This is a genomic window from Martinezella tropici, assembly GCF_008370325.1.
Lineage (GTDB): Bacteria > Pseudomonadota > Alphaproteobacteria > Rhizobiales > Rhizobiaceae > Rhizobium > Rhizobium tropici_B.
Map to the genome: position 1 here is coordinate 459,492 of NZ_VNIP01000006.1, position 19,538 is coordinate 479,029.

24 protein-coding genes are annotated in these 19,538 nt (G+C 60.1%); 10 read left to right on the top strand and 14 right to left on the bottom strand.

Translation table 11 applies throughout. The annotated features are described in order from the left end of the window. The first annotated feature begins 253 nt into the window (after window positions 1-253). Window positions 254-898 carry a TetR family transcriptional regulator C-terminal domain-containing protein gene (locus FP026_RS10605; RefSeq protein WP_149634574.1) on the top strand — a complete coding sequence of 215 codons (645 nt, stop codon included), beginning with the start codon at window positions 254-256 and terminating at the stop codon, window positions 896-898. Between the two features lie 101 nt (window positions 899-999). Here the strand turns inward: FP026_RS10605 and preA are convergent, their stop codons facing one another. The 4 genes from preA to FP026_RS10625 all read right to left on the bottom strand — a co-directional run bounded on the left by preA (window position 1,000) and on the right by FP026_RS10625 (window position 6,189). After that, entirely contained in the window at window positions 1,000-2,313 is a 1,314-nt protein-coding gene (gene preA / locus FP026_RS10610; protein ID WP_149634575.1) for an NAD-dependent dihydropyrimidine dehydrogenase subunit PreA, read from the bottom strand. Between the two features lie 13 nt (window positions 2,314-2,326). After that, window positions 2,327-3,685 carry an NAD(P)-dependent oxidoreductase gene (locus FP026_RS10615; protein WP_149634576.1) on the bottom strand — a complete coding sequence of 453 codons (1,359 nt, stop codon included), beginning with the start codon at window positions 3,683-3,685 and terminating at the stop codon, window positions 2,327-2,329. A gap of 530 nt (window positions 3,686-4,215) precedes the next feature. Further along, window positions 4,216-5,247, bottom strand: a complete 1,032-nt coding sequence (locus FP026_RS10620) for a sensor histidine kinase (protein WP_149634577.1) — start codon at window positions 5,245-5,247, stop codon at window positions 4,216-4,218. Window positions 5,248-5,394: 147 nt separating this feature from the next. Continuing rightward, window positions 5,395-6,189 carry a response regulator gene (locus FP026_RS10625; RefSeq protein WP_112340415.1) on the bottom strand — a complete coding sequence of 265 codons (795 nt, stop codon included), beginning with the start codon at window positions 6,187-6,189 and terminating at the stop codon, window positions 5,395-5,397. Between the two features lie 261 nt (window positions 6,190-6,450). Between FP026_RS10625 and FP026_RS10630 the strand changes: the two genes are divergently transcribed. Together FP026_RS10630 and FP026_RS10635 are read left to right on the top strand one after the other, a co-directional pair. Beyond that, on the top strand, window positions 6,451-6,657 hold the full coding sequence (locus FP026_RS10630; protein ID WP_149634578.1) for a NepR family anti-sigma factor: 207 nt from the start codon (window positions 6,451-6,453) through the stop codon (window positions 6,655-6,657). Window positions 6,658-6,668: 11 nt separating this feature from the next. Further along, window positions 6,669-7,220, top strand: a complete 552-nt coding sequence (locus FP026_RS10635) for an RNA polymerase sigma factor (protein ID WP_149634579.1) — start codon at window positions 6,669-6,671, stop codon at window positions 7,218-7,220. A gap of 128 nt (window positions 7,221-7,348) precedes the next feature. On the opposite strand, the gene FP026_RS10640 is transcribed toward FP026_RS10635, so the two are convergent. The 7 genes from FP026_RS10640 to hemP all read right to left on the bottom strand — a co-directional run bounded on the left by FP026_RS10640 (window position 7,349) and on the right by hemP (window position 12,369). Beyond that, a complete protein-coding gene (locus FP026_RS10640; RefSeq protein WP_149634580.1) occupies window positions 7,349-7,753 on the bottom strand; it encodes a hypothetical protein in 405 nt (134 codons plus the stop codon). Window positions 7,754-7,762: 9 nt separating this feature from the next. Further along, window positions 7,763-8,113, bottom strand: coding sequence for a glycine zipper domain-containing protein (locus FP026_RS10645; protein ID WP_149634581.1), 351 nt, complete (start codon window positions 8,111-8,113; stop codon window positions 7,763-7,765). 170 nt (window positions 8,114-8,283) lie between these two features. Then, entirely contained in the window at window positions 8,284-9,075 is a 792-nt protein-coding gene (locus tag FP026_RS10650; RefSeq protein ID WP_149634582.1) for a heme ABC transporter ATP-binding protein, read from the bottom strand. 7 nt (window positions 9,076-9,082) lie between these two features. Next, complete coding sequence (locus tag FP026_RS10655; protein WP_432444114.1) at window positions 9,083-10,174, bottom strand: FecCD family ABC transporter permease; 1,092 nt, start codon at window positions 10,172-10,174, stop codon at window positions 9,083-9,085. 19 nt (window positions 10,175-10,193) lie between these two features. After that, entirely contained in the window at window positions 10,194-11,126 is a 933-nt protein-coding gene (locus tag FP026_RS10660; RefSeq protein ID WP_149634584.1) for a heme/hemin ABC transporter substrate-binding protein, read from the bottom strand. Between the two features lie 10 nt (window positions 11,127-11,136). Further along, window positions 11,137-12,192: a hemin-degrading factor gene (locus FP026_RS10665; RefSeq protein WP_149634585.1), complete on the bottom strand. Its 1,056-nt coding sequence runs from the start codon at window positions 12,190-12,192 to the stop codon at window positions 11,137-11,139. 9 nt (window positions 12,193-12,201) lie between these two features. Further along, window positions 12,202-12,369 carry a hemin uptake protein HemP gene (gene hemP / locus FP026_RS10670; RefSeq protein WP_149634964.1) on the bottom strand — a complete coding sequence of 56 codons (168 nt, stop codon included), beginning with the start codon at window positions 12,367-12,369 and terminating at the stop codon, window positions 12,202-12,204. A gap of 192 nt (window positions 12,370-12,561) precedes the next feature. On the opposite strand from hemP, the gene FP026_RS10675 reads away from it, so the two are divergent. The 5 genes from FP026_RS10675 to FP026_RS10695 all read left to right on the top strand — a co-directional run bounded on the left by FP026_RS10675 (window position 12,562) and on the right by FP026_RS10695 (window position 15,402). Continuing rightward, entirely contained in the window at window positions 12,562-13,008 is a 447-nt protein-coding gene (locus FP026_RS10675) for a hypothetical protein (protein WP_149634586.1), read from the top strand. A gap of 4 nt (window positions 13,009-13,012) precedes the next feature. Further along, window positions 13,013-14,260: a cell envelope integrity protein TolA gene (locus tag FP026_RS10680; RefSeq protein WP_149634587.1), complete on the top strand. Its 1,248-nt coding sequence runs from the start codon at window positions 13,013-13,015 to the stop codon at window positions 14,258-14,260. Window positions 14,261-14,395: 135 nt separating this feature from the next. Continuing rightward, on the top strand, window positions 14,396-14,794 hold the full coding sequence (locus FP026_RS10685; RefSeq protein ID WP_149634588.1) for a DUF2325 domain-containing protein: 399 nt from the start codon (window positions 14,396-14,398) through the stop codon (window positions 14,792-14,794). Then, complete coding sequence (locus FP026_RS10690) at window positions 14,791-15,069, top strand: hypothetical protein (protein WP_149634589.1); 279 nt, start codon at window positions 14,791-14,793, stop codon at window positions 15,067-15,069. Before FP026_RS10685 ends, FP026_RS10690 begins: the two co-directional genes overlap by 4 nt. A gap of 18 nt (window positions 15,070-15,087) precedes the next feature. Beyond that, window positions 15,088-15,402 carry an antibiotic biosynthesis monooxygenase family protein gene (locus FP026_RS10695; RefSeq protein ID WP_149634590.1) on the top strand — a complete coding sequence of 105 codons (315 nt, stop codon included), beginning with the start codon at window positions 15,088-15,090 and terminating at the stop codon, window positions 15,400-15,402. Between the two features lie 34 nt (window positions 15,403-15,436). Here the strand turns inward: FP026_RS10695 and FP026_RS10700 are convergent, their stop codons facing one another. The 3 genes from FP026_RS10700 to FP026_RS10710 all read right to left on the bottom strand — a co-directional run bounded on the left by FP026_RS10700 (window position 15,437) and on the right by FP026_RS10710 (window position 17,343). After that, window positions 15,437-15,814: a DUF423 domain-containing protein gene (locus tag FP026_RS10700; protein ID WP_149634591.1), complete on the bottom strand. Its 378-nt coding sequence runs from the start codon at window positions 15,812-15,814 to the stop codon at window positions 15,437-15,439. 7 nt (window positions 15,815-15,821) lie between these two features. Then, on the bottom strand, window positions 15,822-16,211 hold the full coding sequence (locus FP026_RS10705) for a group II truncated hemoglobin (protein ID WP_149634592.1): 390 nt from the start codon (window positions 16,209-16,211) through the stop codon (window positions 15,822-15,824). Between the two features lie 88 nt (window positions 16,212-16,299). Then, complete coding sequence (locus tag FP026_RS10710; protein ID WP_149634593.1) at window positions 16,300-17,343, bottom strand: substrate-binding domain-containing protein; 1,044 nt, start codon at window positions 17,341-17,343, stop codon at window positions 16,300-16,302. A 136-nt stretch (window positions 17,344-17,479) separates the two neighbouring features. On the opposite strand from FP026_RS10710, the gene FP026_RS10715 reads away from it, so the two are divergent. Beyond that, entirely contained in the window at window positions 17,480-18,523 is a 1,044-nt protein-coding gene (locus tag FP026_RS10715) for a Gfo/Idh/MocA family protein (RefSeq protein WP_149634594.1), read from the top strand. 4 nt (window positions 18,524-18,527) lie between these two features. Next, window positions 18,528-19,421 carry a sugar phosphate isomerase/epimerase family protein gene (locus tag FP026_RS10720; RefSeq protein ID WP_149634595.1) on the top strand — a complete coding sequence of 298 codons (894 nt, stop codon included), beginning with the start codon at window positions 18,528-18,530 and terminating at the stop codon, window positions 19,419-19,421. Window positions 19,422-19,538 lie beyond the last annotated feature (117 nt).

Here is a 19,538-nt window from a genome sequence, read left to right on the forward strand (position 1 = left end):
CCGATTGTTCCCATTGGTCTATCCGGAGCGTTCTCTTGTTTTTCTCGCCCGGAAAATCCCCAGTTGCCTTTAAGAAACATCTGACGGATAATTTGACCGATTGGTAAACATTACAACTTCCGTGGCGCGGCTCAAGACGAAAAGCACGAAAATTTCCGATAAAATTTCAGGCCATTGCCTAAATCCGATGCATCGGCAGGGTGGATAAAGGCGCGGCCGAAAGGCTTGGATTTCAAGGAGAAACAGAGCACACATGGCCATCCCCAGAGCCGCCAAGACACAGCGCCGCACCCGTATCCAGGAAGAGAAAGAGGAAATCATACTGGAAGCCGCGCTGGACGTATTTTCCGTCAGCGGCTTTCGTGGCTCGACCATCGACCAGATCGCCGAAGTCGCCGGCATGTCGAAGCCCAATCTGCTCTACTATTTCCGCACCAAGGAGGCGATGCATCGGGCTTTGATCGACAGGGTGCTGTTTACCTGGCTGGAACCGCTGCGCGCTTTCGATGCCAACGGCGATCCCGAAAGCGAGATCCGCTCCTATATCCGCCGCAAGCTCGAGATGGCCCGGGATTTCCCCCGTGAAAGCCGGCTCTTCGCCAATGAAATGCTGCAGGGGGCGCCGCATGTGGAGGACGAGCTGCGCGGCCCGCTGAAGGACCTTGTCGACGAGAAGGTTGAGGTCATCCGCGCCTGGGCAAAGGCTGGCAAAATCGCCAAGTGTGATCCCTATCACCTGATCTTTTCGATCTGGTCGACCACGCAGCATTATGCGGATTTCGATGTGCAGGTGCGGGCCGTGCTTGGCGATGAGCATTCCGGCGAGGGGCGCTTCGAGGATGCCGCACGCTATCTGGAGCAGCTTTTCGTCGATGGGCTTCGGATTCGCCACAGTTGAGCGCTGGAGCAATCCTCCAAAGGATTGTATCGGGCATCAAAAAGGCGGCTGCAGCACGCCGCAACCGCCTTTCGCATGTATATTTTAAATGCTAGCCGCGGTTATTCCGCCGCCTGACGTGCCATCGGATTGTTCGGATGGGTCGTCCAGTTGGCGTAGTTGGGATCGACGATCTTGCCTGTGCGCTTGTCGAGGGCGCCCGCCGGCAGTTCTTCCATGGTGATACAGTTCTCGACGGGGCAGACGCTGACGCAGAGATTGCAGCCGACGCATTCCTCGTCCATCACCTCGAAACGCCTGACGCCATCGATCATGTTGGTGATTGCCTGGTGCGAGGTATCCTCGCAGGCAATGTAGCAACGGCCGCACTTGATGCAGGCATCCTGATCGATCTTGGCCTTGGCGATGTAGTTGAGGTTGAGGTACTGCCAGTCGGAAACATTCGGCACGGCGCGGCCGGTGATGTCGTCCAGGCTGCGGTGGCCTTTTTCGTCCATCCAATCGGAAAGGCCCGATATCATCTCCTCGACGATCTTGAAGCCGTAGGTCATGGCCGCCGTGCAGACCTGCACGTTGCCGGCGCCGAGTACCAGGAATTCCGCCGCATCGCGCCAGGTCGTGACGCCGCCGATGCCGGATATCGGCAGGCCATAGGTTTCCGCATCGCGGGCGATTTCAGCCACCATGTTGAGCGCGATCGGCTTGACCGCCGGGCCGCAGTAGCCGCCATGGCTGCCCTTGCCGCCGACCGTTGGGTTCGGGGCAAAGTTGTCGAGATCGACCGAGACGATCGAGTTGATCGTGTTGATCAGCGACACCGCGTCGGTGCCGCCGGCCTTGGCGGCGCGTGCGGGCTTGCGGATATCGGTGATGTTGGGCGTCAGCTTGGTGATGACGGGCATGCGTGTGTACTGCTTGCACCAGCGCACCACCATTTCGATATATTCCGGCACCTGTCCCACAGCGGAGCCCATGCCGCGTTCGGACATGCCGTGGGGACAGCCGAAATTGAGCTCGATGCCATCGGCCTCCGTTTCCTCGACCAGCGGCAGGATCGCCTTCCAAGCCTGCTCCTCGCAAGGCACCATGATGGAGGCGATGAGCGCGCGGTCCGGCCAGTTCTTTTTCACCTGCTTCATTTCACGCAGGTTGGTGTAAAGGTCGCGGTCGGTGATCAGCTCGATATTGTTGAGGCCGAGCAGGCGGCGGTCGGCACCCCAGATCGCGCCATAGCGTGGGCCGTTGACGTTGACGACGGGCGGGCCTTCTTCGCCGAGCGTCTTCCAGACCACGCCGCCCCAGCCCGCCTTGAAGGCGCGCTCGACGTTGTAGGCCTTGTCGGTCGGCGGCGCGGAGGCCAGCCAGAACGGGTTGGGGGATTTGATGCCAACGAAATTATTGCGGAGATCAGCCATGTCGGTGCTCCTTTCAGGCGACTGCAGCGGCCGGCTTCACGGAGCCAAGCGCGCGGTTGATGGATTCGGCCGCGTCGCGGCCCTGTGCCACGGCCGAGACCGTCAGGTCATCGCCGCCGAGCACGCAGTCGCCGCCGGCCCATACGCCTTCGATCGAGGTTCGGCCTTCGCCATCGATGGCGATGCGGCCGGATTCCATGCGCAGGGCGCCGAGGCCTGAGGCTTCGAACGTCTGGCCGATCGCCTTGAAGATCTGGTCGGCGGCAATGACGCCGACGTCACCGGTGCCGGCAAGCTTGCCGTCGCGCAGTTCGGTATATTCGACCTCGATGCCGGCGACCTTGCCGTCCTTGTCGAGGATGCGCTTCGGGGCGAGCCAATGGCGGATGATGACGCCCTTCGAGGCGGCGAGATCCTGCTCGAATTCCGAGGCGTTCATGTGCTCCTTGCCGCGGCGATAACAGATCGTCACCTCTTCGGCGCCGAGCAGCTTGGCCTGCACGGCCGCGTCGATGGCGGTCATGCCGCCACCGAGGACGACGACGCGACGGCCGATGGCGATATCGGCCTTGTCCCTGGCCTGACGCAGATCGGCGATATAGGCAACCGCATCGGCGACGCCATCGAGATTCTCGCCTTCGGCGCGCAGCGCGTTGACGCCGGCAAGGCCGAGGCCGAGGAAAACGGCGTCATATTGCTGGGAGAGGTCGGAAAGGCTGAAATCGCGGCCGAGCGCCTGGCCATTCTTCACCTCGATGCCGCCGATGGCGAGCACATAGTCGACTTCCTTCTGCGCGAAGTCATCGACCGCCTTATAGGTGGCGATGCCGTATTCGTTCAGGCCACCGGCCTTTTCGCGGGCATCGAAGATGGTGACGTCATGGCCCTTGACGGCGAGACGGTGCGCGCAGGCAAGCCCGGCCGGGCCGGCGCCGATGACCGCGATCTTCTTGCCGGTGGATTCGGCACGCGCATAGAACTGCTTGTTCTCGGCCATCGCCGCGTCGGTCGCATAGCGCTGCAGCCGGCCGATCTCGACCGGACGCTCCTCGGCAGTGTTGCGCACGCAAGCCTGCTCGCAGAGCTGTTCGGTGGGACAGACGCGGGCGCACATGCCGCCGAGGATGTTCTGATCGAAGATCGTCTTGGCCGAACCGATCGGGTTACCCGTCGAGATCTGGCGGATGAACATCGGAATGTCGATGGAGGTGGGACAGGCCGTCATGCACGGCGCGTCGTAGCAGAAATAGCAGCGGTCGGATGCGACCAGCGCCTCGTGTTTGTTGAGGCGCGGGTGAAGATCGGAAAAGTTTGCATCATATTCGGCGGGCGTGAGCCTGCCTTTATGAATCCCAGTTTCCAGTCGTCCCATTGAAGTTCCCTCTTATAGTAAACGGCTAGTACTGAGACGGTAACTCAGGTTAAAAAATTTATCAAATGGTAAAATTTTGCCCTCGCGTGGGTCGCCAAACGTGATCCGAATGGTGCGAGAAAACATGCGGCTTCGATTGATCGGGATCGTCCAATCTCATGCTTTTGCTGATTTTTTTGGGCTGGCGGGGAAAGGAGTTCCGAAGAGGCGGCCATCTCGCTCCGACAGCGGGACCGTCGACCGAAGCGCGAGCCTCGCGTTTGGCGTCAGGAAGAATATGAAGAATAGGCGAATTTTTTCTCGGGCGGCATGGAACCAAGGGTCCGCAGCGTCGTTATGACGGTATCCTGACGATGATCGCATCTCCTGATGCACGCCCAATAACATCTCAGGATTATACTCACGGTCCCCTCCCGATGAGTGCAAAGCAGCCAGTGCGCCGCCCTCGCACTGGCTGTTTTCCTTTGTCTCCTGCATAATTTTCAAGGCGTTACAGCGTCCTTGGCACGTCTTGAAAGGCGCGCGGCGCCTCAGCGGCGCCTCAGGATCTCGTATTCAGTCTCGGGAATGGTGAGGCGATAGCCGATGCTGCCGTCCGTGATGGCGAAATCGGCGCGGCCGTTCATCGAGGTCGGTACAACGCGCTCGAGCACCGTACGGCTGAAGCTGTTATCTTCGAATTCATGATCGGAAGGCGTATAGAAGCGCTCCAACCAGGCCACTTCGATTGCCTTCCTGCCGTCAAGCTCGGCCTCCCTGCAATTCAGCGTGATGCTGGTGGCGCCCGTTGAAATTGCGCCATGCGAGGCGGAATTGACGATCAATTCATGCAGCGCCAGTCCCAGGTGGACAGCGGCATTGGGGGTCAGATGAGCATTGATGCCATAGATCGGCAGCGCCACGCCGGCATCGGGCCAGTAGGGAGCGAACTGCTTTTCCGCGAGTTCGAACAGATATGCACCGCGCCAGCTCGAATCCGTGATGAGATCCTGCGAATTCGAGAGAGATTGCAGGCGACCACGGAACTTGATGAGGAAATTGTCGACGGAAAGCGTGTGGCGCGCAGTCTGCGTGGCAATGCCCTGTATGATCGCCAGCAGGTTCTTGGAACGATGCGACAGTTCGCGCAGCAGCGATTTCAGAACTTTTTCGCGATGGCGGCTCTCGGTGATTTCGGAAATGACCGACAGCACGCCTTGCGGCTTTCGCCCGCCGATGCGCTCCATCTTCAATTCGTAGATGCGAACGCCGTCGCCGCTTGCCATCTCAACCTCGGCGGTCGCGGACTTGCCGCTTTCGAGCACGCCTCGTTTCAGGCGCAAGAGATGTTCACCATCCTTTTCGCCGAACAGATGCGAGTCGCTGCCTCCGACGACAAGGGACGGCCGCAGCTGGTCCGGCAGGTTGTTGGCGAAACGGATCGCTAGATTCACGTCCTGAAACAGGATCGACACGTTGGCGCTCGCAAGCGCCCGCTCCATCAGAGCCGCTTTGCCTTCCAAACTCAAAGGCGCCCCGGGTAATGGTTCAGACGTATTCACCGGCTTGCCTTTCACTCGCATTTTGAGAAGCCCGCCGATAGGGCATTCTCATTTCCAAGAACTTGAACCGACCTATTAAATCGCGCTGCATAACAGTCGGTAAACCGGCCGGTTTGAACGCCAACGTCCGGTCGTTATCTTTGTTCCGCTGCGGAGGGGGAACTTCGATCAGGCAGCCACCTTTGTGGTTTCGTTGAAGAAAAGGGCCTGGCTGATCAGGGCCTTCACCATGTCGGGATTGAACGGCTTGGTTACAAGGAAGGTCGGCTCCGGCCGCTCGCCCGTCAGCAGCCGTTCCGGGAAGGCGGTAATGAAGATCACCGGTATGCTGGCAGTCTTGAGAATGTCGTTGACGGCGTCGATACCCGAACTGCCGTCCGCAAGCTGGATGTCGGCAAGCACCATGTTCGGCTTTGTCGCATTATAGAGAGCGACGGCTTCGGCATGCGTGCGGGCAATGCCGGTGACGCGATGTCCCAGGCTTTCCACCATCTGCTCGATATCCATCGCGATCAGCGGCTCGTCCTCGATGATCATGATATCCGTCGCCACCTGGCGCGAGATTTCCTGGGAGGCCGTATCGAGAAGATGCATGGCTTCGCTTTCAGAGACGTCCAGGATATCGGCGATCTCGCCGAGGCGGAAACTTTCGACGGAGGCAAGCAGGAACGCCTGGCGGGCAAGCGGAGAAACCTTGGAAAGGTTCACAGAGGCACGCTGTTCCCAGGCAAAGGGTGACATCGGCTCGGGAATCTGAAGCGTCACGGAACCGAACAGCTTTGTGAACAGTTTATAGAGTGCAACACGGTCGCTGTCCGTGTCTGGAAAGATGGAGATGTCAGCGATGATGGCTTCCAAAACCGCAGCAACATAGGCGTCCCCCGACGTCTGCGTTCCGGTCAAAGCACGTGAATAACGCCGCAAATACGGAAGATGCGGCGCAATGCGTGTTGAAAGTGTCATCAATGGCTCCCGCCTTTTATCAAATTCTAATTAAATACAGCGCGGACGCTGCGATGACTAACAAACGTCAATTGAGTAAAAAAGTTCCTCTTTGACGGAACTTTTTTTAGGCAGTCGCATTACAATGCTTACAATCGGCAGGCCTCATCCTTTACGATTCGTTAGGCAACACGTTTGAATGAGGTCAATAGGTCTCCTGACGGGGAGGCAAGGGTGAGCTTATCCATGAACGCGAGACAATTGAGAAGCGAGCGGGCTATAATGACTATCCAAAATCACGAGGACGCAGACAAGAAGACATCAAACCTGCGCGCGGTGGATATCCTCGACCCCAACAATCAAATCGGCAACCGGCTGCGTTCGTTCTATGCCGCCGTTCAGGACGAAGCCATTCCGGATCGCTTTCTCGATTTGCTCGAGAAGCTTGATCAGGCCGAACGCCTGGCTTCCGCAAAGGTCTCCGAATAGGGGTGGGCTTGATGGAAACGCAACCAAGCTTCAAGCGCGAACTCCTCGCGGCCCTTCCGAGCCTGCGCGCCTTCGCCATTTCCCTGACCGGCCGTCACGATCGCGCCGATGATCTTGTCCAGGACACGATCATGAAGGCATGGGCCAAGCAGGATCATTTCGAGATGGGCACGAATATGAAAGCCTGGCTCTTCACCATCCTGCGAAACGAGCTTTATAGCCAGATGCGCAAGAGCGGCCGGGAGGTACAGGACACCGACGGCGTGTTTACCGAATCCATGGCAACCCACCCCTCTCAATATGGGGCGGTCGATCTGCAGGATTTTCGCAAGGCTTTGGATCAGCTGCCGCCGGATCAGCGCGAAGCTATCATCCTGGTCGGCGCTTCCGGATTTTCCTATGAAGAAGCCGCCGAAATTTGCGGATGCGCCGTCGGCACCATCAAGAGCCGCGTCAACCGCGCCCGCCAGCGCCTGCAGGAATTGCTGGATATTTCCGGCGAGGCGGATTTCGGCCCGGATGCCACGTCCGCGCCGCTGACCTCCAAGGCATTCGCCTTCTGACGGAAAACCCGGTCTCTCGACCGGGTTTCTTCCATTGAATCATTTTATACGAGTATTGCGCCTGCCTTGGCGAGCAGGAAACTATTGCAGCCCGCTTTCTCTTCAAACGCCTTTGCAGGCTGAGGGGATCAATCGTCGTCGTCGCTCGTCGCGAAGAGGTTGCCGAATACGAGGGCCGCTGCAACGGCCGCGGTCAGCAGCGGCTGCTTGCGCACAAGGCCGACGACCGCTGCCGCCATCGACTCCATTGCCAGCCGGCGCTCGCGGGCGCGGCGCTGTTCCTGCTGGTTGATGATCGCCATGATGACAAGGACGATCAGCCCGAGCAGCAACGCGCCCGCCGCGATCAGCAGCGCCGCGACGGCCGCGCCGTAGATCGTCGCAAGCCAGATGGCGGCCGAGATCAACGCGAAGGCATAGGCCGTCAACAGGAGAAGAGCCGCGATGGCGATGAAAATACCGTTGCGCTTAGTCCGCGCAACGGTGCGGTTGAAGGTGCCCGACAGAAGCAGGCCAAGGATCGGAGCGATCATCCCGCCACCCTAGCGGCGAGACAGAAGCAGGGCGACGGCAAGGCCGAAAGCCGCCGCCGCGCCGATGGTGGCGACGGGATGCTGCCGCACGGTTCTGCGCATTTCGCGCGAGCCCCTTGCATAGCCGCGCTGCAGCTCCCGCAGCAGCTCTTCGCCGCGAACCGTCAGATCGTCGAAACCGGACTCGGCGCTGGCGCGCAGTTTCCTGCTCTGCTTGCTACCGCTCTCACTAATCAACTTGGCGAATGCTGCAACTTCCTCGCGCAGCGATTCGATCTGCTCCTCAATGCTTGCCTCGACATCCTGCAGGCTGCTGCCATTGCGCTTGCCGCGCACCGACTGGAGAATGGATGTAGCCATGTTCAGCTCCCTTTCGCTTTGCTTGGGCGCCCTGGAGGCACCTGCTATTCGCGATGATCGAAGGCCATCCGACGGACCAAACGATCAAGCGTTCGAAACACTGATTTCGATCACGTGGTTTCAACGCGCGGATGCAACAAAAAGTTCCAGAATGCGCGGTGGAAGCAGGGTCAGCCGATCAGCGCGCTGTGGGCGAGAACGAAGGGGGCGCCGTCGGCGGGAATGCGGTTGACCCGAAGGTTGCAGCCGAAGACGTCCTGGAGATGCCGGTCCGTCAACACGTCTTTGACGGCGCCCTCGGCCCGCAGCCGGCCGTTCTTGAGCAGGAGCATCCGGTCGGCGAAGAGTGCAGTCAGGTTGAGGTCATGCATCACGGCGATAACGCCACCGCCCCGCCGGCAGAACTGCCGGGCAAGCGTCATGATGGTGAGCTGGTGACTGATATCGAGGCTGGAGACCGGCTCGTCGAGAAGCAGCCAGCAGGGCTTGCCGTCGATGACGGGTTCCGGGATCTGGCAGAGCACGCGGGCAAGCTGCACGCGCTGTTGTTCGCCACCGGAAAGCTCCTGGTAGAAGCGTCCTTCGAAGCCGCCAAGGTCGACGGCGGCAAGGGCCTCGGCAGCCGTGCGGTCCGCCTGTTCCGGTTGACGGTTGCGTCCGCTGGTGAGCCCCATGCGAACGATCTCACGGACGGTGAAGGGGAAGGAGATGGAGCTTGCCTGTGGCAGGACCCCCCGCGTTTCGGCAAGCTGCCAGGCTTCCAGCTTGCCGATTTCCGCGCCGTTCATCTGCGCGGAGCCGCGATAGGCCAGTTCGCCGGAGATCGCTTTCATCGTGGTGGTCTTGCCGGAGCCGTTCGGCCCGCAGATTGCCGTGAGCGTCCCGGCCTCGGCCGTAAAGGATATGTCCTGCACGACGGCCTTGCCGGAAAGCCGGACACTCAGATTGGAGACATCGATCATCGCAGGCTCACAGACTGAGGCGCGAGCGCTGCCGCAGCAGCATCCACAGAAAGAAAGGGCCGCCGACACCGGCCGTCAGGATGCCGATCGGCAATTCCGCCGGCGAAACGATGGTGCGCGCCACCACATCGGCAACGATCAGCAATGCGCCGCCGAGCAGCGCGGACGCCGGCAGGAGGAAGCGGTGGTCGGGTCCGATGATCATGCGCAAGATGTGCGGCACCACGATACCTACGAAGCCGATGCCCCCGCTGACGGCGACTGAGGCGCCGACCGCGGCCGCCACGCTGACCACGGCGATGTTCTTCAGCCGCTGCACCGATATCCCCATGTGGAAGGCGGCAGCCTCGCCGAGCGTTAGTGCATTCAAGCCGCGTGCCATGAAGGGAAGCGGCAGAAGGGAAAGAAGGATGATGGGGCCGGCACCACTGACCTTGCTCCAGGTCGAGCCCGCCAGCGATCCCATGCTCCAGAAGGTGAGGTCGCGCAATTGCCGGTCGTCGGCCATATAGATGAGGATTCCCGTTGCCGCGAGAGCGAGAGACCCGAGGGCAATGCCCGCAAGCAGCATGGTCGCGATGGATGTTTGCCCCTGCCGGGTTGCGACCTTGTAGAGCAGCATGGTCGTCACCAGGCCACCGATGAAAGCTGCAAGCGGCAGGGCGAAGATGCCGAAGAGCTGCGCGACCGGAGTAAGTACGCCGCCGCCGAGGACGATCATGGACACGGCGCCGAGGCTGGCGCCGGCGGACACGCCGATCAGACCCGGATCGGCCAGCGGGTTGCGGAAGAGACCCTGCATGACCGCACCCGATACCGCCAATCCGCCGCCAATCAGGAAGCCGAGAATGGCGCGGGGCAAGCGGATGTCGAAAATGACGATACGGTCGCGATTGCTGAGTGCGCTTTCCGTGCCGCCGCCCAGCATGCCCGTCATCACGTCGACGACCGAAGCATTCGAGGCGCCTGTCATGATGGAGAAGAGAAATGCGGCGGCGGAAACCAGAGCGAGACCGGCGATGACGATGATTGCAAGTGCGGTGCGATCCCCCGCGCGACGGCGTGCCGTGGTTTGCGACATCTGCTTCAATCCCGCCATGGCATCGTTGAATGCCACGTCAGCCTCCGTAGATCGCGGCGTTCAACTCGCGAATGGCGCTCGCGGTGCGCGGTCCGAAGCCGAGCAGGTGCAGGCCGTCCATGCGCACGATCGCCTTGTGGCCGGCGGCCGGCGTGAGTGAAATCGCCGGCTGCTTGAGCAGGTCCTCGTCCGACATCGACAGAGGCCCTTCGCGATCCATGATGAGGATGACGTCGGGCTTGGCTTCGATGATCGCTTCATCCGTCACCGATTTGTAGCCGGAAAAGCCGCTGATCGCGTTGACGGCGCCCGTGAGCTTGATGATGCCATCGGCGGCCGTGTTGCTGCCCGATGCCATGATCTTGCCGTTCTGGTTGCTGAGCACGAAGAGCACGCGCTTGCGCTCGGCCTCCGGACGCTTGGCGGAATCGGCGATTGCCGCATCGAGATCGGCTGCGACCTTGTCTTCCAGTGTCTTCGCCTTTTCCGGCACGCCGAGCAGCGCGCCGACGATTTCTATCTTCTTCAGAATGCCGTCGCGGTCATAGTGCTGCGGCACGGTTTCGAAGGGCAGGCTGGCATTGCGAAGCACGGCGAGTGCTTCCGGCGGGCCGGAACCCTCGACGGCGATGATGGCGGTCGGATTGACGGCGAGGATGCCCTCCGGAGACAAAGCGCGCATATAACCGACATCGGGAAGCTTGGTCGCTTCCTTCGGATAGAGGCTGGTGGAATCGCGGGCAATGAGCCGCTTTTCCTCGCCGAGCGCATAGACGATCTCGGTGACATCGCCGCCGATGGAAACGAGGCGCGACGTATCGGGCTTGAGTATTTCGGCCGCATGCGCATGGCGCACGAGGCTGCCGAAACCGGTGATCGGATTGGCCGGCACGAGCGGCAAAGCCATCACCACCATGGTCAGGGCGACTTCCCACGGCCTGATGCGCTTGAAGTTCCTAAACATCGTCATGAACCATTCCTCATGCGGCGACGCTGGTGCCTGATCTTGTCAGGCTTTCGATGATGGCGCGCCAATCGGGGCGCTCATCGAAGCCTTCCTTCCGCTTGCCGAAGAACTGGATGATCATCTCGCCCTTGGCATTATAGGCTTCGAGCGAGGTGACATGGCCATCCTTGGTCGGCTTGCGCACGGCCCATGCCTCGGCGATGTGATCCATGCGCAGATGCAGATGGAAGGTCGGGTCCATCACATTGATCCATGGACCCATGGGCTGCACATTGTGGATCGGGCCGGAGTGGATCTGCACCGTGCCTTCATTGGCGACGAAGCACATGATCGGCAGGCCCTCGCGCACGGAAGCATGCATCATCTCGGCGATAGCACCGGCATCCAGCTTCCATGCGTAGTCGTCGCCAACGGTGCGGATCGCTTCCTGGCGGCCGATCTTCAGTTTTTTCAGCATGCCGAAGAATTCGTGCGTGTCCGTCATGCGGCTCCAATGATCGCGCAATTCGTCGCGGCTGACGTCGCCATCCGTCGCGCCGTTGTCATAGCCCGAGCGATCTTCGATGAATTCCTGCGTCTGGTCTTCGATGCGCAGTTCCGAGACCATGATGTGATAGGCTTCAACATTCGAGGCGGGGCGCAGATGCACCTTGTGGACGGCATCGCCGGCCTTGTCGAAGAACTGCAGGCTGAGCTTCTTCTCGTCGCCATCGGTCTTGGTGACGGCGAAGCCATGCACCCAGCGCTTCGGGAAGATGCGCAAGTCGATATTCTCGCCCAGCACGATGGCTGCCTGCACGCCGAACTTCATGTTTTCGTAGACGCCGATCTTCTCGTGCACGGCGCTTTCATTGCGCGATAGCGCCATGATCTCGCCAAGCGAGGCAATCCTCTCCAGGAAGCGATCGACGTTTGCATCGATACGGATAGCCGAAATGCCGACTTCCGCCGCAACCAGAGCAGCTTCGGAAATATTGAGGCGGGCAGCGATGTCGCGCTCGCGCATCTTCGGGTTTTCGGTGCGGAAGGCGCGGATTTCGGCGGGGGTCGGTCGGATCGTCTCAGTCATCTGTCGTGCCTATTTGTTGAGTATGAGTTTGCCTTGGCGCGTAATCTTCATGCGGTAGATGACGCCCTCGTGTTTGATCATGATTTCGGTCTGGCCCCGGAAAATATCCGTGCTCTCGACAATTCTTACCTGCAGTGCGGGTTGCACCGACGGCGTTGGGGTCTTCTCAGCAATCATCCTGTTCAGTTTTGCCTGAAAATTCATCGGGGGCCGAACCGTTGCGCGGCCAAATTTATCTTGACTCTCATACTCATGGTTTCATAAACACGCAATAGGAGACTTATAAAGTCAAGTTTAAAAATTTCGACGCTACACGCCAGGGCCGTTAGCCCGGAAGGTAAGCGTCAAAACATATTCAGGAGCATGCCGATGCTGACGAAAACGATCCTGGCGCTCGCTATTTCGGGGCTGTTTGCCGCGGCATCCTCTATTCCCGCCTTCGCCCAGGATGCGAATGCGGCAGCGGCAACTGCTCACAAGCTCGACGTCGAGCTCAACGCGCTGGCGCCTTCTCAGAAGGGGTGCATGATGACCTTCGTCGCCCAAAACGACATGGCGACGGCGATCAGCAAGATTTCCTTCGAACTCGCTTTCTTCAACGACAAGAACGCGGTCGACCGCATCATCGTTCTCGATTTTCGCGACCTGCCGCTCGGCAAGAAGCGCGTGCGGCAGTTCGATATGCCGGGTGTGAAGTGCGAGACCGTATCGCGCATCATCATCAATGATACGCCGGTCTGTGATGGTCCGGCTGCCGGCGAATGCAAGGCGGCGCTGACGACCCGCTCGCAGACATCAGTTCCCTTCGAGGGTTGAAGCCATGGCGATGCGCTCGGCGAGGGTTTCCATGGAGCGCCGCCGCACCGGCGGCGGCATGAATGACAACTATCCGAGCGTGCTGCCGGGTCACGAACTGACCGGCCTCGACGGCGTGCCGCGACCGCCGGCTGCCGAATCGGTTGCGCATTACAGCCGCGTTACTGAGATCAGTTCTTTTCCGGATCATCCAAGTGAATCTGCACCTGTCGAGACGGCAGAGCACCTGCCGATGGACGCGCTGCCCGAAAGGCCGCGCGCGCTTGTTGCTGGACGCAAGACCTCGCTTCTTTTCTCCGGCATGGGGTCCTGCCTGTTCCATGCCGTGATTGTTGCCGTGTTGCTAGTGACCTTCGTCGCGGCGCCGGAAGAGGCGCAGGAGGAAGCCGGTGACGCTGTCAGCGTCATCATGATCGGCAATTCCGATACGGATCAGATGGCCGCCGGCGAGGAGACGCCGCAGACCGAACCGGAACAGGTGACGGCCGAGGCCGTGCAGCCGCAAACGGTTCAGCCGACCGAGGTGACGCCGGAAAAGACCCAGCCTCCGCAGCCGGATGTCGTTCAGCCACAGGAAGTCGAGACGCAGCAGGTACAAAGTATCGAACCTGTCGAGCAGGCTCAACCAACGACAGTCGTGCCCGAGCAGCCGCAGATATTGGCGACGCAGGTACCGGCGGAGACGACGGTGGTCCAGCCCGCCGAACCAGTGCAGCCCATGGAGACTGAGGTCGTCGAAGCCCAACCAGTGGAGCCGCCCGCGGCAGTGGCAACGCCTGTAGAAAAGCCGAAGCCAATCGAGAAGCCGAAAGAAATCAAGAAGCCGGTCGCAAAGGTCGCCAAGGCAAAGTCGGGGTCACGAGGGGAGAGCCGGGAGGATACCAAGCGAGGGTCCGCCGATGGCGTCGAGACGGCACAGTCCGACGCAAATTCGCAAGTGAATGCTCGCCGCACGGGTTCAGGTGATGCCGCTGTCGCAAACTATAAAGGCAAAGTGCAATCCCGTATTCGGCGTTATATTCAACGGGTCTCCTCGAAATATGAAAAGGGCCTGACACTCGTTATAAACTTGACGATTGGTTCTGGTGGCGAGCTCCGATCTCTTTCCCTTACACGCAGCTCCGGAGACTCCGGATTGGATCAGGCCGTGATGGAGCAGATCCGGAATGCGGCGCCATTTCCGCCGCTGCCTTCGGAGTGGGGTAGGCCGACCTGGCCGTTCACGCAAGCGGTTCAGGTCGGGGGACGCTAACCCTCGAACCAGTGTTGCTCTAAAATATGATAAAAATTCTCAACTTTATACTTTACTGCAAAAATCAAGTTTAATATGGTCACATCGCGCTCGATGGAATCGAGCGCATAAGAGCAACCAGCAAACGGGTGATGTATGGCGCGTAAGGGGAAGAGGGATTCTGGCCGCGAGAGCCGTGAGGCGCAGACGACGGCACAGGCTTCCGCAAAATCCGGTCTCGACGGGCGCAGCTTCCTCTATGTGGGCGGGCGCGATTGCCAGGTAGCGCATTTGCGCCAGATCGCCAGCAATTTCGGCGCCGAGCTGATCCATCATGATGGCGGCTTGCGCGAGGCGGTCTCGCGGATCGATACGGTGTTGCCATCGGTCGACTGTGTCTTCTGCCCGATCGATTGCATCAGCCACGACGCCTGCCTGCGCGTGAAGACGGGCTGTAAGAAATTCGGCAAGGCGTTCATCCCCTTGCGCAATGGCAGCAAGTCCAGCCTCGAGCGGGCGCTGCAGACAATGAACGAACGAGATGCCTCCCGATGATCGATCCTGGCCCTGACGGGTTTATGCTGATCGGCCTGCACAAGCTGGCAGCACAGAATGGTGATGGGCTTGTGCCCGAGCTCTATGAATTGCTGATGCGCCGCGCCGAAGAGCAGCAGCGTGCTGCCAATATTGCCTCCTTCCCGGTCTGGAAGGTGCGCCGGCCGGGAGAGGCACCCGATCAGCCGCTGGGCGAGACGAGCCGTAACGGCGCGAATGTCGTTGCCTTTGCGCCTGACGTGGATAAGACTGTCGCGCGTCGCAAGAAGATCTGATCGTCGAACGAGGTTGCCATGTATATCGCCATGAACCGCTTCAAGGTCGTCATCGGTTTGGAGGGCGAATTCGAAGAGGTTTGGAGAGGGCGAGATTCCCGGCTATCCGAAGTGCCCGGCTTTCTCGAGTTCCGCCTTCTACGCGGCAAGACGGATGTCGAAGAAGGTTATACGCTGTTTTCCTCGCACACCATTTGGCACAGTGAAGAGGATTTCATCAACTGGACGAAATCCGAGCATTTTCGCATGGCGCACCGCAGTGCCGGCGAGAACAAGCGGCTTTATTGGGGGCCGCCGCAATTCGAGGGCTTCGCTGTCGTTCCGGGAATTTGAGGCAGCGTCACTTACCTCGCAAGATAGCTTTCTCTCAGGCCTTGGTCGCACCGGTTTTGAAAAAGGCGCCGAGCGCTATTGCCGCCCAGCCGGCGATCATGCCCATTCCGCCTGTCGGAGCGGCCATCGGAAAGAGCGAGCTGCCGCCGAAATGCCTGATGATGAGATCGCCGGCGAAGATCAGCGTTCCCAACCCAAGCAGGATAGCAGCGGCTGGCGCGGTGCGGATCCGTTCATAGCCGGCATACAGCGCCAGAAGGGCGGGAGCATGAGCGAGGCTCATGGTGGAAGCCGCGCCGAGAAAATGTGTGTCGCCGCCATGGGTCGCGGCTGCGGCAAGCGCGACGCCGCCACCGCCGAGAATGCCGGCGACAAACAGGGCGGCCGGACGGATTGTGGCGCCGATGCTCATGTTTTCCTCATTCCCTGTTCTGCATGTGGAAAGCCAGACGCTCGACCGGCTCCCAGATGATGGCCCGCAGCTTTTCGTTTTCGACGGTTTCATCCATTGCGCGGCGGAAGCACAGCAGCCATTCGTCGCGCTCCTTCGGGCCGATAGCGGCGACGAAATGCCGGCTGCGCAGGCGCGGGTGGCCGCGCTTCTCGATATAGAGCTGCGGCCCGCCGAGATAGCCGGTCAGATATTCGTAGAATTTCTCCTGCGATCCTTCGAGGCTCGGCGGATGCACGGCACGACAATTGGCCGCCTCCGGCAGCGTATCCATCAGTTCGTAAAACCGCGATGTCAGCGCCCGCACGGTTCGGTCGCCGCCGATCGCTTCATAAAGTGTAATGGTTTCTTCGCTCAAGCCCAGGCCCCTGTTTGCGATGTCCTACATGGCAATTGACGGGCGATGCCGCAACCGTCGGATGGCCGGTGCGGCGTTTCGGCGCTGCCTATTTTGCGGTCTTCAGCTGGAAAGCGTCGCTTTCCCCAGGGATGAGCTCGAGCGGCCACACCGTCTGGCGTGTCTTCCTGGGATATTCCTGACTATAGGCCGGCATACTGGAAAGCAGGATTTCCGCCAGCTCGACGCCAAGATCGTGCACAGACGTGCGAAAGCAGGTCAGCGCCGGCTGCAGGAATTTGGCGCGGGGCGCCTCACGGAAGCTGACGACCGCAATGTCGCGCCCAGGGATGATGCCGGCTTCCATCATGCGCCGATAGAAACCGATCGCCATCAATTCGTAGATCAGGATCACGGCCGTCGGCCCGTTTTCGAGGCTCAGCAGTTCGTCGGCAACCTGATAGCCGCCTTGTTCGCTCGATTTGGCGCGAATGACGAGCGCCGGATCATAGGCGATGCCATGCCGCTCCAGCGCCCGGCGATAGCCGTCGACGAAGATGAAACCGAGATTGATGTCGCTTGACGGCGCGCTGACCGCGATGCGGCGATGTCCATGCGCCACGAGCCGGTCGACGGCACAATTGACGACGCCGTCGAAATCGAGGTCGGCCCATGGATGCTGTGCGCCCGAAAGGCTGCGGCCGAGTGCTGCAAACGGGATCTTCGCCTTGGCGAGCAGGTCGAAGCGCTTGTCGACGCGCTGAGTCTCCGAAATGATCAGCGCATCGACGATGCGCCTTGCCACCATTCGCTTCAGATATTCATACGGATCTTCGTCATGCGGGCAGGGCAGCATGATCAGGTCCAGCTTGTGGCGCGAGAATACGCTCTGCAGTCCCCCGGTCACGGTCAGAAAGAAATTGTCGCTGTTTTCAACCGTTTCCCGGCTGGATTGGATCATCAGGCCGATGACATTTGTCGTGCCTTGCCGCAGGCTGCGTCCTGATTGATTGGCCACGTAACCCAGCTGCTCGGCGGCGGCGAGAACGCGCTTGCGGGTTTCCTCGTTGACATCAGGCTTGCCGTTCAACGCCCGTGATACTGTGCCGATCGAGATATCGAGATGCTCGGCAAGCTGACGAATTCCCTTCATCGGCCGCGGTTTTCCTCCATGCGCCATTTTCCGTTGTCCTCCTCTATTGACACAGGAAAATCTTTTCGCATAGTATCGTAAACGTTTACGGAGCGCGTGTCATGAGGGGTTTACGCACCGCCCGCTGGAGGATATCGTGAAATTTAATGCCATTTTGTGCGGGTGCGGAGCTATGTCCAAGGGCTGGCTCAGGGCCATCGCCTCGACGCCGGCACTCGCCGAATTCATTCAGGTCGTCGGTCTGGTCGATCTCAATCGAGCGACCGCTGAAAGCCTTGCCAAAGAATTCTCTCTCGAAAATGCCGTCATTGGTTCCGACCTCGCCGAGGTCATCGCGGCAACCAAGGCGGACCTGGTCTTCGACATCGTCATCCCGGCTGCTCGTTTCGGCGTGGTGTCGACGGCGCTAAAGGCCGGCTGCCATGTTTTGAGCGAAAAGCCGATGGCGACGTCGCTCGCCGAAGGCGCTGCGCTGATCGATCTTGCCGCCGAGGCCGGCAAAGTTCATGCCATCATCCAGAACCGTCGCTTCATCTCCGGGATCCGTCGCATGCGACGCTTGGTCGAGGAGGGGGCGATCGGCGAGCTTACGGGCGTTCATTGCGATTTCTTCCTCGGTCCGCATTTCGGCGGCTTCCGTGAGGAGATGGACAATGTCCTGCTGCTCGACATGGCGATCCACACCTTCGATGCCGCCCGCTTCGTGTCCGGAAAGGTACCGCTCTCGGTCTACTGCGTCGAAAAGAACCCTGTGGGATCCTGGTACAAGCATGGCGCATCGGCGCATGCGCTGTTCGATTTTTCCGACGACGTCGTCTTCAGCTATCGCGGCTCATGGTGTGCCGAGGGCCGGCGCACGAGTTGGGAAAGCGAGTGGCGGCTGACTGGCAGCAAGGGCATGCTGACCTGGGACGGCGAAGAGAATTTTGAGGCTGCCGTCGCCGGCAACGAGCCCGGCCTGCTGCACGGCTTCACTCCGATCGAAGTTCCCGGACCGAAGCATGAGGAAGAGACGCACGGACACGCCAGCGTTATCGCCTCCTTCATCGAAGCGATCAAAACCGGCAAGCCGCCGGAAACCGCAAGCGGTGACAACATTCGCAGCCTCGCCATGGTTTTAGGCGCGATCGAGAGTGCCAAGACGGGCCGTCGCGTCGATATTTCATCACAAGGACAATGACATCATGACAAATCCGGCAAAGGCCATCCGCATCGGCACGATGATCAGGGCGACGAATGAGGATGCCGCCAACAATATCGCCAAGATCGCCGATCTGGGCTTCGAAAGCTTCGAGCCCTTCTTCTGGCAGACCACCAACGGCCAGAACCTTGCGGATCTTGGCAAGCGCTGCCGCGAGGCCATCGGCGGCCGCGACATCACCATCTCGACCATCGGCATGTTCGGCAATCCGCTCGAGGAGGGTGAGATGGACCTGCAGACGCTGCAGGGCTGGAAGGATTGCATCGACAACGCCCATCATTTCGGCGCGACCTGCGTTGCCGGCTTCACTGGCCGTATCCGCAACCAGCCGCTCACCGACAGCCTGCCGCGCTACAAGCAGGTCTGGAGCGAGCTTGCCAAGCGCGCCGCCGACAAGGGCATCAAGATCGCCTTTGAAAATTGCGCCATGGATGGCAACTGGGCGACTGGCGACTGGAACATCGCTCATAACCCGGATGCCTGGGAGCTGATGTTCAACGAGACCCCGGACGACAATATCGGCCTGGAGTGGGAGCCGTGCCATCAGATGGTCTATCTGATCGAGCCGCTGCCGCAGATCCGCAAATGGGCGAAAAAGATTTTCCACGTCCACGGTAAGGACGCGACAATCCGCTGGGATGTCATCAAGGAGCACGGCATTTTCGGCAAGGAGAAGTTCGTCTTCATGCGCACGCCGGGCTTCGGCGACAGCAACTGGACCGACATCATCTCCGAACTGCGCCTTGCCGGCTGGTCCGGTTCCATCGACATCGAAGGCTGGCATGATCCCGTCTATCGTGACGCGCTGGAAATGACTGGCCAGGTTCACGGCCTGAACTATCTCAAGAGAAGCCGGGGTGGCGAATTCGTCGAGTAACGCTTGGATTTGCAAAACTGCATCGATTTAGGAGGCAAGTTGTGCGTTAATGAAATGCCCGGAGTGATCGACGCTTAGGGCATGACGGATACCCGAACGGAGGAACCCGAGCGTCCG